At 64.7% G+C, this 14,364-nt stretch carries 15 protein-coding genes and 1 tRNA gene; 13 read left to right on the forward strand and 3 right to left on the reverse strand.

What is annotated here, in order from left to right; all coding sequences use genetic code 11:
• The first annotated feature begins 6 nt into the window (after nt 1–6).
• Complete coding sequence (locus LB536_RS16170; protein WP_140757923.1) at nt 7–948, forward strand: 2-hydroxyacid dehydrogenase; 942 nt, start codon at nt 7–9, stop codon at nt 946–948.
• A gap of 16 nt (nt 949–964) precedes the next feature.
• Here LB536_RS16170 and LB536_RS16175 read toward each other — a convergent pair whose 3' ends face one another.
• Nucleotides 965–1,324 carry a hypothetical protein gene (locus LB536_RS16175; RefSeq protein ID WP_224594234.1) on the reverse strand — a complete coding sequence of 120 codons (360 nt, stop codon included), beginning with the start codon at nt 1,322–1,324 and terminating at the stop codon, nt 965–967.
• Nucleotides 1,325–1,424: 100 nt separating this feature from the next.
• Nucleotides 1,425–2,342 carry a class I SAM-dependent DNA methyltransferase gene (locus tag LB536_RS16180; RefSeq protein ID WP_224594235.1) on the reverse strand — a complete coding sequence of 306 codons (918 nt, stop codon included), beginning with the start codon at nt 2,340–2,342 and terminating at the stop codon, nt 1,425–1,427.
• A gap of 150 nt (nt 2,343–2,492) precedes the next feature.
• Here LB536_RS16180 and LB536_RS16185 point away from each other — a divergent pair, with 150 nt between their 5' ends.
• Both LB536_RS16185 and LB536_RS16190 read left to right on the forward strand, forming a co-directional pair.
• Nucleotides 2,493–3,503 carry a ligase-associated DNA damage response exonuclease gene (locus LB536_RS16185; protein WP_140757927.1) on the forward strand — a complete coding sequence of 337 codons (1,011 nt, stop codon included), beginning with the start codon at nt 2,493–2,495 and terminating at the stop codon, nt 3,501–3,503.
• 229 nt (nt 3,504–3,732) lie between these two features.
• Entirely contained in the window at nt 3,733–5,334 is a 1,602-nt protein-coding gene (locus LB536_RS16190) for a cisplatin damage response ATP-dependent DNA ligase (protein WP_224594238.1), read from the forward strand.
• A gap of 156 nt (nt 5,335–5,490) precedes the next feature.
• Here LB536_RS16190 and LB536_RS16195 read toward each other — a convergent pair whose 3' ends face one another.
• Nucleotides 5,491–6,636 carry a hypothetical protein gene (locus tag LB536_RS16195; protein ID WP_140757929.1) on the reverse strand — a complete coding sequence of 382 codons (1,146 nt, stop codon included), beginning with the start codon at nt 6,634–6,636 and terminating at the stop codon, nt 5,491–5,493.
• 288 nt (nt 6,637–6,924) lie between these two features.
• Here LB536_RS16195 and LB536_RS16200 point away from each other — a divergent pair.
• From LB536_RS16200 to LB536_RS16245, 10 genes are all read left to right on the forward strand, one after another.
• Nucleotides 6,925–7,000 (forward strand) — tRNA-Thr (locus tag LB536_RS16200).
• A 1,252-nt stretch (nt 7,001–8,252) separates the two neighbouring features.
• Nucleotides 8,253–8,462, forward strand: a complete 210-nt coding sequence (locus LB536_RS16205) for a hypothetical protein (protein ID WP_224594246.1) — start codon at nt 8,253–8,255, stop codon at nt 8,460–8,462.
• A gap of 135 nt (nt 8,463–8,597) precedes the next feature.
• Nucleotides 8,598–8,786: a YodC family protein gene (locus LB536_RS16210; protein WP_140757931.1), complete on the forward strand. Its 189-nt coding sequence runs from the start codon at nt 8,598–8,600 to the stop codon at nt 8,784–8,786.
• Nucleotides 8,787–8,999: 213 nt separating this feature from the next.
• Nucleotides 9,000–9,437, forward strand: coding sequence for an EF-hand domain-containing protein (locus tag LB536_RS16215; protein WP_140757932.1), 438 nt, complete (start codon nt 9,000–9,002; stop codon nt 9,435–9,437).
• Between the two features lie 45 nt (nt 9,438–9,482).
• Nucleotides 9,483–10,025: an RNA polymerase sigma factor gene (locus LB536_RS16220; protein ID WP_224594248.1), complete on the forward strand. Its 543-nt coding sequence runs from the start codon at nt 9,483–9,485 to the stop codon at nt 10,023–10,025.
• Between the two features lie 113 nt (nt 10,026–10,138).
• Nucleotides 10,139–10,591 (forward strand): hypothetical protein, encoded by a 453-nt coding sequence (locus LB536_RS16225; RefSeq protein ID WP_224594250.1) that lies wholly within the window; start codon nt 10,139–10,141, stop codon nt 10,589–10,591.
• Nucleotides 10,588–11,049, forward strand: coding sequence for a periplasmic heavy metal sensor (locus LB536_RS16230; protein WP_224594252.1), 462 nt, complete (start codon nt 10,588–10,590; stop codon nt 11,047–11,049). Before LB536_RS16225 ends, LB536_RS16230 begins: the two co-directional genes overlap by 4 nt.
• Before the next feature lie 109 nt (nt 11,050–11,158).
• Nucleotides 11,159–11,440: a GCG_CRPN prefix-to-repeats domain-containing protein gene (locus LB536_RS16235; RefSeq protein ID WP_140810889.1), complete on the forward strand. Its 282-nt coding sequence runs from the start codon at nt 11,159–11,161 to the stop codon at nt 11,438–11,440.
• Nucleotides 11,441–11,557: 117 nt separating this feature from the next.
• Nucleotides 11,558–13,045, forward strand: a complete 1,488-nt coding sequence (locus tag LB536_RS16240) for a DUF1800 family protein (RefSeq protein WP_224594253.1) — start codon at nt 11,558–11,560, stop codon at nt 13,043–13,045.
• Between the two features lie 28 nt (nt 13,046–13,073).
• A complete protein-coding gene (locus tag LB536_RS16245; RefSeq protein WP_224594255.1) occupies nt 13,074–14,312 on the forward strand; it encodes a DUF1501 domain-containing protein in 1,239 nt (412 codons plus the stop codon).
• Nucleotides 14,313–14,364 lie beyond the last annotated feature (52 nt).

Raw genomic sequence — 14,364 nt, forward strand, 5'->3', positions numbered from 1 at the left:
ACCGCGATGGAAAAAGGCCGTATCCTGCTTGCCGTCACCGGCTTTCATCCGCAGCGCTGGCGCGACCTGTTGTCGGCCGAGCGCGAGGTGGTGCTGGAGCCGGACGGCGCCAAGGATCCCTCGATCACCTATGCGGTGGTGTGGAAGCACAAGCCCAATCTGATGTCGTCGCTGCCCAATCTGCGCGCCATCTTCTCGATCGGCGCCGGCGTCGACCATATCTTCGCCGATCCCGGCCTGCCCGACGTGCCGATCGTCAAGGTCGTCGCCGATAACCTGACGCAGTACATGACCGAGTACGTCGTCTGGCGGGTGCTCGACCATCATCGCCAGGGCCTGCTCTACCGGTCGCAGCAGCTGAAGAAGATCTGGCACGAACCGCAACAGAGGCCGGCCGGCGACATTTCCGTCGGCATCATGGGTCTCGGCAGTCTCGGCCGGGCCGCGGCCTCGGTTCTTCTGTCGCTCGGCTTCGCGGTCAATGGCTGGTCGCGGAGCGACCGGCCGATGAAGGGGGTGGCGACCTATTCCGGCGAAGCGGGCCTGATCCCGTTCCTCAACGCCACCGACATTCTGGTGGTGCTCCTGCCGCTCACTCCGGACACGCAAGGCATCATCAATTACGGCGTGCTGAAGGAGTTGCGCAAGCGCAACGGGCTTGGCGGCTCGGTGCTGATCAATGCCGGGCGTGGGCGGTTGCAGAAGGACGCCGACATCGTGCGGGCACTGGATGACGGCACGCTGAAGGAAGCCAGCCTCGACGTGTTCGAAGTCGAGCCGCTGCCGAAGACCAATCCGCTGTGGCGCCATCCGAAAGTGTTCGTGACGCCGCATGCCGCGGCGACCTCCGATCCCGTGCACCTGGCGCCGATCATGCTGCGCCAGATGGACGCTTTCGAGCGCGGCGAGAAGCTCGACAATCTGGTGGACCGCAAGGCGGGATATTAGACGGACGATTGGATCATCAGCCGGGCAGAGCGAACTTCTTCTGCTTGTCCGGTTTGCCGCAGTCGCGGCGATCGATGGACCGGTTCATGGCATCGATCTCGCCTGACGCCTTGTCGCTGTCGCGCTGGGCCTTGGAGCGCATGTCGGGCGTGAACGGGCCGAAGCCCATGGCGGGATTGGAGAAGGCCGGCTTGGCGGTCGTCGGGAGGTTGTATTGCTGCGCCAGCCCGTTGCGTTGCGCCAGCAACTGATCGCATGGCACGCTGTCATATTGCAGCGAGGACTCTACGTTGGCGTCCTGCCGCTCGGACGCTGAATTGCCGACGCAGCCGGTGGTTGCCAGGCAAGACGCCAAGATCATCATGTTCCAGCGCATCGAAGTGCTCCTCCTGGTATCCCGCCCTGACGCGACCAGATCGCAAATATCAGTCGCGCACGCAAATCGGACTTTTTCGCAGCAGTACAAAGGGCTGCCCTCACATGGCATGAGCTTTCCGTGCCACGACGGCCAGGCCTTTGACGGGCTCGCGGCGATCCTGCCGGATGGTGGTTGGCTCCAATGCCACAATTGAAAAGCCATTGGCCTCGAGGGTCCGTCCAACATAGCCCTCCGAATGGGCATAGCGCCGCGACGGCTGCAGCGCGAAGTCGCCGCCATCCGCCAAGCTCTCGACGGAAAAGGCAAACAGGCCGCCCTCGGCGAGCAGGCCGGCGACCGTTCCCACAAAACCTTCGAGCCCGCCGATGTAGATCAGCACGTCGGCTGACATCACCAGATCGGCCATGTCGCCGGAATAGGAAAAGTCCTGCAAATCCGCTTTTGTCAGCGCGTCATAAATACCTTTTGCCCGCGCCTTCCTCAGCATCCTTGCCGAGATATCGACCCCCTCCAGCCGGTCGACGATCGGCCTCAGCCTCTCGCCCATCAATCCGGTGCCGCAGCCCAGGTCGAGCGCAAGGCGGAAGCGGCCCGGCCTTGCCTTGCGGATGGCGGCGTCGAGTACCTCGGGCAGCCGGTAGTCGAGCTTACCGACCAGCATCTCCTCGAATGTCTCCGCATAGTGGTCGAACAGCGTTTCGACAAAGGCACTGGGCGGCGCCATGGAGACCGGACCCTTGCCGATCAGCTGCAATTTGAGGGCCGCGCCCTGGCGATCGGCCGGATCGAGTCTCAGCGATGTCGTCCAGGCTTGCGCCGCCAGGTCGAGCCTGCCTGATGCCTCCTGCATCTCGCCGAGCCGAAACCAGCCCATTGCCCATTGCGGCGCCAGTTCCAGCGCACCGAGCAGCAACTCGGCCGCAGCAGTATGATCGCCTGAGGCAAAGAGCATTTCGGCATAATCTGCACGGCGATCGGCGTTCGGGTCGCCCGACGAGGTCTGAAGCGGTTTCATGATGATGGTTCCACCGGCAGGGTAGCCAGCCGCCATCTCTGTAGAGCAAAGCATGCCGAAGCTGAACCGAATTGAGCTGGCTTTGCCCGGGGAGTCAGCAGTCTGGGGCAACGGGCTTCTCGCAGCGGAATTATATCCTATCTTGGGACCATGCGCGCCAGCGACCTGCTTCATCCCCGGCCCGAAGGCCTCTACTGCCCGCCGGGCGATTTCTTCATCGACCCGGTGCGGCCGGTGAACCGGGCGCTGATCACCCACGGCCATTCCGACCATGCTCGTTCCGGCCACGGCTCGGTGCTTGCGACGCAGCAGACGCTCGATATCATGGGACTTCGCTATGGCGAGGATTTTGCCGGGACGACGCAGGCAGCCATGCTCGGCGAGACGATTGCCATCGACGGCGTCGATGTCACCTTTCATCCGGCGGGCCATGTGCTGGGTTCGGCGCAGATTGCTGTCGAGCACCAGGGCAGGCGCATCGTCGCCTCCGGCGACTACAAGCGGCAGAAGGATGCGACCTGCGCGCCGTTCGAGCCGATCCGCTGCGACGTCTTCATCACCGAGGCAACCTTCGGCCTGCCGGTGTTTCGCCATCCACCCGACACGGAAGAGATCGCCCGCCTCTTGAAATCGGCGGCGCAATTTCCGGAGCGCTCGCACTTGGTCGGCGCCTATGCGCTGGGCAAGGCGCAGCGCGTGATGCGGCTGCTACGCGACGCCGGTTACGACAAGCCGCTCTACATCCATGGCGCGCTGGCCAAGCTCAGCGCGTATTACCAAAGCCAGGGCATCGATCTCGGCGAACTCGAGCCGGCGACGGTGGAGAGCGGCGGCAAGCAGGATTTCGCCGGGGCCATCGTGGTCGGCCCGCCATCGGCCTTCGCCGACCGCTGGGCTCGGCGCTTTCCCGATCCGATCTCGTGCTTTGCGTCGGGTTGGATGCGCATCCGCCAGCGCGCCAAGCAAGGCGGCGTCGAACTGCCGCTCATCATCTCGGATCATGCCGACTGGGACGAACTGATCGTCACCATCAAGCAGACCGGCGCCGAGGAAATCTGGGTCACGCACGGCCGAGAGGAAGCGCTGGTGCGCTGGTGCGAACTGGAAGGGATAGCGGCCAGGCCACTGCATCTGGTGGGCTATGAGGACGAGGGCGACTGAGGATGACACCCATCGATGCCGCGCCCTTCGGCGCCCCCCTCTGGCCTGCCGGCCATCTCCCCCTCGAGTGGGGAGATTGGCAGTTTTGGCGGCTGCGCCCTTGCTTCTGCGTTGAAGATTGGCGAAAGCCGTCGCGACATCCGATCTCCCCCCTCGAGGGGGAGATGGCCGGCAGGACAGAGGGGGGCGCCTCGCGCCGGCTTTCACTACTGGCGTGGTGCGTCCAGCCATGAACCGCTTCGCCGAGCTTCTCGACCGCCTGGTGCTGATGCCATCACGCAACGGCAAGTTGACCCTTTTGACCGACTATTTCCGCAGCGTCGAGGATCCCGATCGCGGCCTGGCGCTGGCCGCCATCACCGGCGATCCCAAGATTGCCGCGGTCAAGCCGGCCATGCTGCGCACGCTGGTCATCGAACGCATGGACCCGGTGCTGTTCGGCTATTCCTACGACTATGTCGGCGACCTCGCCGAGACGGTGTCGCTGGTCTGGCCGCAAACGCCTGGCGGGATCGCGAACCGCGAGCCGACGCTTGGCGAAGTTGTGGCGAAGCTGCAGGCGGCGAGCCGCTCCGATGGGCCGAAGGTGCTGGCGGGGCTGCTCGACAGCGCCGGCATCTCGGCACGTTTTGCCATCATCAAGCTGGTCACCGGCGGCCTGCGCATCGGCGTCTCGGCGCGGCTGGCCAAACAGGCGCTGGCCGATTTCGGCAAGGTCGACGTGGCCGAGATCGAGGAGCTCTGGCATGGGCTATCGCCGCCCTACACGGCGCTGTTCGCCTGGCTGGAAGGCAAGGCCGAAAAACCGCGCAACACGGCGATGGCGCTGTTTCGCCCGGTCATGCTGTCGAATCCGATCGGCGACGGCGATCTCGAAAAGCTCGATCCCTTGGACTATGCGGCGGAATGGAAATGGGACGGGATTCGCGTCCAGGCGGTGGCCGAAGGCGGCATCCGCCGGCTCTATTCGCGCACCGGCGACGATGTCTCGGGCGCCTTTCCAGATCTCGCCGACGCCATGAACTTTTCCGCGACGCTCGATGGCGAATTGCTCGTCGGCGATCCGCGAGAGGCGACGGGCACCTTCTCGGACCTGCAGCAGCGGCTGAACCGCAAGACGGTGACGCCGAAGATGCAGCAGCAGTATCCGGCCTTCATGCGCTGCTACGACCTGCTGCAGATCGGCGCGGAGGATCTGCGCCCACTGTCCTTCCGCGAGCGGCGCGGCCGCCTCGAAGCCTTCGTCGGGACGCTCGACCCCAGCCGCTTCGATCTTTCCCCCTTCGTCCACTTCACGGACTGGCAGGCGCTCGAGGACCTGCGCCGCGCGCCGCCGCATCCGATCATCGAAGGGGTGATGCTGAAGCGCTGGGATTCGCCCTATGTCGCTGGCCGGCCGAAGGGGCCGTGGTTCAAATGGAAGCGTGATCCACACACGGTGGACGCCGTGCTGATGTATGCCCAGCGCGGCCACGGCAAGCGCTCGAGCTTCTATTCCGACTACACGTTCGGCGTCTGGTCCGGAGCCACGGGCGAGGAGGAACTGGTGCCGGTCGGCAAGGCCTATTTCGGCTTCACCGACGAGGAGCTGAAGCAGATCGACAAATATGTCAGGGACAACACCGTCGAGCGCTTCGGACCGGTGCGCTCGGTGCGCGCCGATCGCGACAATGGCCTGGTGCTGGAAGTCGCCTTCGAGGGGCTCAACCGCTCGACCCGGCACAAATCGGGTGTGGCCATGCGTTTCCCCAGGATTTCACGGCTGCGCTGGGACAAGCCGGCCAACGAGGCCGACCGCATAGAAACCCTGCAGGCGCTGCTCGACCGCTAGAGCAATTCCAGGAAAAGTGCGTAGCGGCTTTCCCGGGAAAAGCGCGTAGCGCTTTCCCTAGGGAATTGCGTGAAAATAAAGAGTTAGAGCGGTTCGGCGATTCCAACAAACACTGAACCGCTCTAAGGACCGTCGATATGTCGGTCGCGATTCAGTTCAAGGCTCGATCGACACGCGGATCTCGTAGATGTTGACCGCCTTGCCCTGCTTGTCGAAATCGGAATTGATGGCGATGGTTCCGGCCGAGCCCGGATGCTTGTCGGGGAACTTCACGTCGAACAGATATTCGTTTTTCTGCTGGCCGACCGCGTAGCGCTTGCGGCCGCAGTCGCCGAGTTCGCCGAAATTGCAGTCGACGGAGATCTGCGTGTCCTTGCCGTCCTCGGCGCGGGCGATGATGTCGAACACGGCATGCTTGCCGGCGAGCTTTTCCAGCACGCCCTGCCCGACATCGAAGGCGATCGCCGAGCCGGAGGCGCCGGACTGGATGCGCAGGAACGGCCCACTGTCATCCTTCACGGCCTCGGCCTTGGCGTCCGACGGGGCGGCGACATGGGTCGGATCTGTCGGTGAAAACACATTGATCCAGGCGCGCGACTGGTCCGCGGCACCGGGCTTTGCCGGCGCGTTGGCGCCGTCGGCCGGGGTGAAATCGGGGTCCTCGACCGTCGGAGGCGCTTCCGGCGGCGCGGTGTTGAGCTGCGCGGCCGTCTTGAACACACCGGTCTGCATGGCGAAGTACAGTCCGATGCCAATCGCCGCGAGCAGCGTGACCGTGAAGAAAATGGCGGTCAGCGGCAGGCGCCGGCCGCGAATGCGCCGCTCATCGCGGTCTGGGGTCACTTCCGTCGCGGCTCCCGGCGCTGCGGGAGCCGACATGTCGATGGCTGGCGCGCCGGGAAGGTTGGCGTCGGGCATGATGTCGGGAACCACCGGCAGCACGCGCGAGCGCGGTGCATCGGAGGCGGGCTGCACGGGGCCGTCGACGGTGACAGCGGGCGATGGCGCCCTCGGGCCGGCCTCGACCGCAGGCGCTGCGCCGCCCTCGGCCTCGCCCGCCGGCGCGTCGATCTGCGGGGCGACGCCGGGCACCGCCGGCAGGTACTCCGATTCGATTTCGGTGATTTTCGCCTGAATCGCCTTGCGGCGCTTGATGGCGACTTCCACCGTCACGCCGGGATTGGCCTGGAGCGCACGGTCGAGCGCGGCGAAGGCCGACCGATAGACCCTCTCGCGGAACGCTCGGTTCTCGGCATTGCCCTTTTCCAAGGCGTTCCGGATCGCTTTTTCGATCGCGTCCAAGCGAGATCCCTCTGCAAATTGCCACAAGCTTTCACGATGGTTAGCGGCAGGCGACCAATCAATCAACGGGCGGGCGGCCGCATTCTGCCTCGACGTGCCGTCCAAAGTCCATCTTCGCGATGTTCCGGCAAACAAAATCGGACATGGCGCCGATTCCAGCATGCAGGGGCGCTAGAACCCCGGTTTCGATTGCGGCGGCGCTCTTCGCATGATTTGCCAAGTCGCATCTTGAATTCGCGGCCCGTTGAGTCTATCACCCTGCCCATCTTGGAGGTCCTGGCCTCCCGGGCCGCTTTAGCTCAGTTGGTAGAGCACATCATTCGTAATGATGGGGTCAGGTGTTCGAGTCACCTAAGCGGCACCAAAAACTCCAATAAAAACAATATGTTGCGCCGTTATGGTAGACAAAACTTATTGGGCTTCGCAAGACGCCGGCTCGCTCATGGCTCCGTGCCTACTATGGCCCCGGCTATATGATCACCAAAAACAATACCGTGGTGAGCGGTATCCACGGTCGCGAGTACACGGACACATTGGACGACGTGGAAAGTTTCGTGGCCGGCCTTGACGTGGCGTGAGCGCGTAGCCACTTCACCACCAACTACGAAATAGCCGCACGGGTTGTGGGTTCCTTAGATGGCTTACGGAGAGAACCCTCAGACGATGGTCAAATGTGCGATGGCGGCTACACCAAGGGTCCTCGCACACGATAGCAACGGAGAATGCCGTGAGCATTTTCTTCGCGATCGAGGCCAGCCAGTCGGGTGGTAGCTCATGCTACCGACTTGAGATGGGATGCTTCATGCATCCTAGGTGGGCTTCGGTTCTCCTACTCATGACCCGGTTGTTCTGAACGGAAGGGCATCCCGGCAACGGGGTGCCCTTTTGCTATGGTGCTCGGCCAAAGCCGCCGCCTGTAACACGACAAGCATGCGCTTCGCCCCAAGTGTGCGGGTGGCACGCGGCTTGCTGCTGTGCGGCGCCTAGTGCGACCAGTAGAGCGCATACGCTGCTGCCAAATGGGCGAGTGCGAGCATCACGTGGGAAATTTGGACGGACGTCATCGTGCGAATCCCTTACTGAAGAGTCTGCCTTGATTCCTATCACGCCGCCAAATAAAAACAATCCAATATGGTTGGGTTTACCTTCGCAAATGCAGTGTAACCATTTTGGTTACAACTGACAATCAAGTAACCATTTTGGTTACACTGCCAACCAGTAACCGTTTTGGTGACAACTACCAGTCTCTCTACCTAGCCGACACGCTGTCCTACGCCTGTTTTCGTAATTCGCAGTGATGGGGTCAGGTGTTCGAGTCACCTAAGCGGCACCAGTTTTTCAAGCCGATGGTCGAAGCAGCTTGGATGCGCAGAAGATGGCCCGAATCCTGGCCGTTTGCTTCTGCCAGGCCGGATAGTCGTGCGACTTGCAGATACCGGCCCAGGCGCGAGATCCTCGGGCCCTATAAACGCGTCGACAAGGTGCGATGGGGCCTTTTTCAAATCACAATAGCGGACCGCGCATTTCTATTTTTTTGGAACAGACGCTTGTTTTTTGGAACAGACGCTTGGGTCGCACATTTCCTGCCGTGGTTTCTACGGACAGGAGGTTTCAAATTGCCAAGGCGTGTCGACAAGGAAAGGCTCGAAAGGGCGGACCGCGAGGCGAAGCGGGTGCTGGATGCCGAGCGTCACGCAAGGGACGCCAAGACAACTCGCCTGAGGGAGCAGAGACTGCAGCAGGAGGCATTGGCGGACAAGTCTCCGCCTGCGCGCCGACGCGAGCCGGTCAGGAAGCCGGCGCGGCGTGTGATCGAGGTGGACTGATCCGCGGAGGTCGCCGGTTCGCCCCTGGAGCGCGATCCGCGTTGCCGCATAAGGCGGCAACCCAGAAGACCCATATGCCATTGTCGGGACACCGGTTTTGGTATGAAATAACAGGCGTCAGCATGGGAGGTCCAAATGCCCAACACTTTCAAGACCGGAGACGTCGTCAAGCTGAGGTCGGGAGGCCCGAAGATGACGGTCAGCGACGGCGCCGCTTCCGGCATGTATCTGTGCCACTGGTTCAACAAAGAGGGCGAGGTGTGGACGCCGCAGCATGCCGGCTTCAAGCAGGAGCAGCTGGTAGCCGCCGACCAATCGACGTAATTCCCGCTTTCGCCAAGGAATGGCCGGCCCGGGCGTATCCAGACGCGCCGGAGGAGGTGTTCTGCTGCTCCCCGGGCCGCGAAGGTCCGTCATCGCCGGCAAGCGGCGTGATCGGCATGGGTGACCGACGGATTTCTCCGATCGCGACGTTTAACGGTTGAAGCGTGACCATGGCATTGGGCCATGGCATGCGCCAACCGGAGACGTAAAGCCATGATACGCCGTTCGATCCTTGCCGCTGCCTTGAGCCTGCTGACCACCGCGGCTCCGGCCCAGACAGCGGCACAGCCACCGGCCGCGACGCCACCGGCCGCCGCGTCGCCCGCTGCTACATCGTCGGCCGCCAAGTCCGACATCACACTGGCCAAGTTCCAGAAACGGCGGGAGAAGGCGATCATGGCCGCCGACACGGACGGCGACGGCAAGATCAGCCTGCTGGAGTGGGAGGCTTTTCAGGCCAAGCGCAACGTCAAGGGCGATCCGGCCAAATCCTTCGCGCGCATCGATTCCAATCATGACGGCTTGATCGACCGGGCCGAGCTCGATGCGTTCTTCGCCAAGCGCTTTGCCCGGCTCGACAAGAATGGCGACGGCATGCTGACGGCCGACGAGATGCCGGGCCACAAATCCGCTCCCAAGCCGGAGCAGTGACCAAGAGGCTATGACGTGTGATGGATATCGGAAGTGCGCCAGCCGATGAGCGGCGATCCGGACGAGGAGTTGGTTCGTCGGGTCGGTGCTGGCGATCCCGCGGCGGTGCAGGCGCTCGTCGCGCGGAAGTTGCCGCGCATCCTTTCGCTTGCCGTGCGCATGCTGGGCGATGCGGCGGAGGCCGAGGATGTCGCGCAGGAAACCTTTATGCGCATCTGGCGTCATGCCTCGAAGTGGCGGCGTGGCAATGCACGCTTCGACACCTGGATCCACCGCGTCACGCTCAACCTTTGCTACGACCGGCTGCGTCGGCGCCGCGAATGGGTGACCGACGAAGTGCCGGACATTGTCGATCCCGCCTCGCTTCCCGATTCCCATCCTGGCGACGAGGCGCATCGGGTCGAGCGGGCCTTGCAGGCAATCGCGCCACGCCAGCGCGAGGCGATCATCCTGGTCTACTACCAGGAGATGTCCAACATCGAGGCGGCCGCGACCCTGGAGATCAGTGTCGATGCCCTGGAGAGCCTGCTGTCGCGCGGCCGGCGGGCGCTGCAGGCGATGCTGGCCAGGGATGGCTGCGATGACTGAGAAAGGCGCGCGCCCGAATACTGTACATTCAACCCGCCTTACGGGTGTCCGGGTGGTCTGCGTCGTTTCCAACCCGCGTGGGCACCCGGCACCAAGGGGCAAGGGGAAAACAAATGGCTGAAGACATCGAAGACGGGCCGGCAATGGATGCCAAGCGTTTCGCGGCGCTGGCGGAAGCCTATGGCGGCGATGTGCGCCGCTGGCCGGATGCGGAACGCGAAGCCGCCTGGGCCTTTGCGTCAAGCGAAGCGGGCCAGGCCATTTCGCGACACGCCGGCAGACTTGACGCCCTGCTCGACAGCTATCGGGTCCAGCATCCCGGCAAGGCGCTGCACGGCAGCATCCTGCGCGCGGCCGACCGGCACCTCGTCCAGCGCCGACACCATCGGTTCTGGTGGTTGGGCCTGGGTCTCGCCGGCATTGGCCTGGCGGGCGCCGTTGCCGGATTGGCGCTGGTGAGCGTTGTCACGCCGGAAACCGGATCGGATCACTATGTGCTGGATGCCAACGCGACGGCGTTCGGCGATGCCGGCCCCGATGCCGAAAATGGTGAGGAGAGCCTATGAGCGCGCGCTGGGTTCGTGGTCTGGTCATCGCCTCGGTCGTGCTGAACGTCTTTCTTGCCGGGGCATTTGTCAGCGGGGCCGTCTGGCTGAGAAATGCCAGGGCAGGCGCCGGGTACTCGTTGGAGTCGGTTGGCGGACAGCTTCCCGAAAAAGATCGCAAGTCCTTTCGCAAGGCGCTGCGGCAAGTACGCATTGAAGCCCGCCAGACTATTCTTGACGGCCAGCAGTCAAGGCAGGAGGCGGCGGACCTGTTGCGCCAACCCGTTGTGGACACCGTGGCTTTGTCCGCCGCCCTGGAGCGGGCGCGCAACGCTGACGTGACCGTGCGCACGCGGCTTGAACAGGCCATTGTCGACTTCGCGGCGGACACATCGCCGCAGAACCGGAGCGCGCTGGCCGCGGCACTGATGCGCCATGTGGAACGCCGCGCGGCCGTAGCACCAAAAAAATCGCCGTGACGACCGACGGAAAACGCTCGCAAGGCCGTTTAACTAGGGGAAGGGCAGACCTGCCGGACCAATCGGTACGAACAGGTTTTCATTCTCGGACAACATTCGGAGTAACGTCATGAACCGTCTGACACAATACGCGGCAGCAGCCGTCCTCGCCTTGACCGGAACCGGCGCAACCGTCGCGACCTCCGCCGCCATGCCGATGACGGTGCAACCGGCCGCCCCGGCGCTGATCGAGCATGTGGCCTGGGGCTGCGGGCCCGGCTGGCATCCCAATCACTGGGGGCGCTGCGTTCCCAACCGTGTCGTGGTGTATCCGCGCTACCGCTATTGGCACGGCCCGGCCTATTACGGCTGGCATCCGCACCGCCACTGGCATCGCTGGCATCGCTGGTAGGCGCGTGGAGGGCCGGGCGACACACGCCGGCCCGGCCGCCTATTCCCAACTTGAGCTGGGAAACAGCCCAGTCGGGCGTCGCGCGCCTCCCGTGATATCCAACCATGGAGAGCTGACATGGCAGCCCCGGCTAAAGGTTCCGCCCTGCTGGATCCAGCCCTGATTGCCTTCAATCGCTTCGGGCTCGGGGCCCGGCCCGGCGACCGCGACGGGCTGGCGGACGATCCTCGCGGCTATCTCAAGGCGGAACTGCGACGGCCGGACGTCGCCATGATCTCGCCTGACGATCCGGCCTACACCGATCTCGAGGGAAGCACGTCTGCCATCCAGGCCAGCATGGCGGCAAACCTCCAGCGCAAGCTGGACCGGGAGCGGATGGCGACAGAGCAGCCGGCAACGGCAACGGGCACGCCAGCCTCGGCCTCGGCTATGCCGCCACCGGCCGCATCGGGCGTGTCGTCGCCCGCTGCCAAGGCCAAACCCGCCGTGCCGCCTGTCGAGGTCACCTTGTTCCGGGCCGAGGCACAGGCGCGCTTCGACAAAGCCTTGCGGGCCGAGGCCGGCTTCGTCGAGCGTCTGGTCTATTTCTGGTCGAACCATTTCTGCGTCTCCGTGGCGAAGGGCAACATCGTGCGCGCCAGCGCCGGGGCCTTCGAACGGGAAGCCATCCGGCCCTTCGTGCTCGGGCGTTTCGCCGACATGCTCATGGCGGTGGAGCGGCATCCGGCGATGCTGTTCTATCTCGACAATCAGCACTCTATCGGCCCGAATTCGCGCGCCGGCAAGAACCGCCAGCGCGGCCTCAACGAGAACCTCGCCCGCGAGATCCTGGAACTGCACACGCTCGGTGTCGGCAGCGGCTATAGCCAGGCCGACGTCACCAGCTTCGCGCGCATCCTGACCGGCTGGACGATGGCCGGACGGGAAGGACGGCTGGGCGAACCCGGCAGTTTCGTCTTCAACGCCAATGCGCACGAGCCGGGCGACGCGATGCTGCTCGGCAAGACCTATCCGGCCGGCGGCATGGGCCAGGCCGAGGCCGCGCTCGATGACATCGCCCGTCATCCGGCGACCGCGCAACACATCGCCACGCAACTTGCCCGCCATTTCATAGCCGACGCCCCGCCGCCGGCGGTGGTCGCCCGTCTCGCCAAGGTGTTCATCAAGAACGACGGCAATCTCAGGGCACTGGCGGCGGCGCTCATCGACCTGCCGGAGGCGTGGTCGACACCATTGGCCAAGATGCGCTCGCCCCTCGACTATGTCACCGCCATCAGGCGGGCGGCCGGCCCGGGACCGAACGATCCCGGCCAGTCGCTCAACTGGCTCAACGCGCTGGGCGAGCCGCTCTGGCGGCCGCCGGGACCGAACGGCTTTTCCGACCAGGCGGACAGCTGGGCATCGGCGGAGGGCATGAAGACACGGCTCGACATCGCCTGGCAGGCTGCCAGGCAAGTGAAAGACATCGGCAATCCCAACGACATGCTCGACGCGGTCATCGGTCCCTCCGCCTCGCCGGAAACGCGCCAGGCGGTCGCCCGCGCCGAGTCCAAGCAGCAAGGCCTGGCGCTGTTGCTGATGGCGCCCGAATTCCAGCGCCGATAGCGCCAGCGCGGACAATGGAGACAATGTCATGAGCCTGCTGTGTGAAACACCTCATCCTTCCCGCCGCGCCGTGCTGATGACCGGCGGCTCGCTGTTCGCCTGGGCCTATCTGCCGCGCTTCGCCCGCGCCGCCGACAATCGCGACCCGCGCCTGATCGTCATCGTACTGCGCGGCGCGCTGGACGGCCTGTCGGCGATCGGTCCGGTCGGCGATCCCGACTATGCCGGCCTGCATGGTGACATCGCGCTATCGCTTTCCGGCCCGCATGCGGCGCTGCCGCTCGATGGTTTCTTCGCGGTCAATCCGGCGATGCCGGAGTTCGCGCGCCTGTTCAAGGCGAACCAGGCGGCGGTCGTGCATGCGGCGGCGACCGGCTATCGCGAGCGCTCGCATTTCGACGGACAGGATGTGCTGGAAAGCGGCTTTGCCGGTCCCGGCCATGTCGCTACCGGCTGGCTCAACCGGGCGCTCGAGAACCTGCCGGCGGGCGACCGCGTGGCGACGCTTGGCGGCCTGGCCGTCGGGCCGTCGACGCCGCTGGTGATCCGTGGCGCTGCACCAGTACTCGGCTGGGCGCCGCAATCGCTACCGGCGCCCGCCGGCGACCTCGTGACGCGTGTTCTCGATCTCTACCAGCACCGCGACCCGGTTCTGGCGGTGGCGCTGCAAAAGGGCCTCGACGCCGACCGCATGGCGCTCGACGACCAGATCGGCGCCAAGGCGATGAAGCCTAGAGGCGGCCTCGACAGCGCCGCCGGCATGCGGCAAGCCGCGCAAGGTGCGGCCAGGCTGATCGCGGCCGATGACGGGCCGCGCGTCGCGGCACTCGCCTTCGACGGCTGGGACACGCATGTCAACGAGGGCGGCGCGACCGGCCGGCTCGCCACTTTGCTCGGCGGCCTCGACGGTGCCTTCGAGGAATTCGAAAAAGGTCTCGGCGAGCGCTGGAAGGATACGGCGATCGTCGCCATCACCGAATTCGGCCGCACGGCGCGGATCAACGGCACGGTCGGCACCGATCACGGCACCGGCACCGTGGTGCTGCTCGCCGGCGGCGCGATCAAGGGCGGCCGCGTCATCGCCGACTGGCCGGGGCTGAAGCCGGCGCAACTTTACCAGCAGCGCGACCTTGCGCCGACCAGCGATGTCAGGGCGGTGCTGAAAGGCCTGCTCGCCGACCAGTTCGGACTTTCGGCCGCCGTGCTCGGCGAGAAGGTGTTTCCGGACTCGGGTGCGGTGAAGCCGATGATGAACCTGATCGCCTGAGGCTCTGGCAACGCCGCGTTTCCTGACGCGGCGTCGCCTCGCTGTTGCCGGT

The sequence above is a fragment of the Mesorhizobium sp. ES1-3 genome (assembly GCF_020164795.1).
Lineage (GTDB): Bacteria > Pseudomonadota > Alphaproteobacteria > Rhizobiales > Rhizobiaceae > Mesorhizobium.

What these genes read in the sequence shown, in the direction of transcription:
- LB536_RS16170 (WP_140757923.1), top strand. Translation starts at nt 7, where the DNA reads ATGGAAAAAGGCCGTATCCTGCTTGCCGTCACCGGCTTTCATCCGCAG.
- LB536_RS16175 (WP_224594234.1), bottom strand. Translation starts at nt 1,324, where the DNA reads ATGCGCTGGAACATGATGATCTTGGCGTCTTGCCTGGCAACCACCGGC.
- LB536_RS16180 (WP_224594235.1), bottom strand. Translation starts at nt 2,342, where the DNA reads ATGAAACCGCTTCAGACCTCGTCGGGCGACCCGAACGCCGATCGCCGT.
- LB536_RS16185 (WP_140757927.1), top strand. Translation starts at nt 2,493, where the DNA reads ATGCGCGCCAGCGACCTGCTTCATCCCCGGCCCGAAGGCCTCTACTGC.
- LB536_RS16190 (WP_224594238.1), top strand. Translation starts at nt 3,733, where the DNA reads ATGAACCGCTTCGCCGAGCTTCTCGACCGCCTGGTGCTGATGCCATCA.
- LB536_RS16210 (WP_140757931.1), top strand. Translation starts at nt 8,598, where the DNA reads ATGCCCAACACTTTCAAGACCGGAGACGTCGTCAAGCTGAGGTCGGGA.
- LB536_RS16215 (WP_140757932.1), top strand. Translation starts at nt 9,000, where the DNA reads ATGATACGCCGTTCGATCCTTGCCGCTGCCTTGAGCCTGCTGACCACC.
- LB536_RS16220 (WP_224594248.1), top strand. Translation starts at nt 9,483, where the DNA reads ATGAGCGGCGATCCGGACGAGGAGTTGGTTCGTCGGGTCGGTGCTGGC.
- LB536_RS16225 (WP_224594250.1), top strand. Translation starts at nt 10,139, where the DNA reads ATGGCTGAAGACATCGAAGACGGGCCGGCAATGGATGCCAAGCGTTTC.
- LB536_RS16230 (WP_224594252.1), top strand. Translation starts at nt 10,588, where the DNA reads ATGAGCGCGCGCTGGGTTCGTGGTCTGGTCATCGCCTCGGTCGTGCTG.
- LB536_RS16235 (WP_140810889.1), top strand. Translation starts at nt 11,159, where the DNA reads ATGAACCGTCTGACACAATACGCGGCAGCAGCCGTCCTCGCCTTGACC.
- LB536_RS16240 (WP_224594253.1), top strand. Translation starts at nt 11,558, where the DNA reads ATGGCAGCCCCGGCTAAAGGTTCCGCCCTGCTGGATCCAGCCCTGATT.
- LB536_RS16245 (WP_224594255.1), top strand. Translation starts at nt 13,074, where the DNA reads ATGAGCCTGCTGTGTGAAACACCTCATCCTTCCCGCCGCGCCGTGCTG.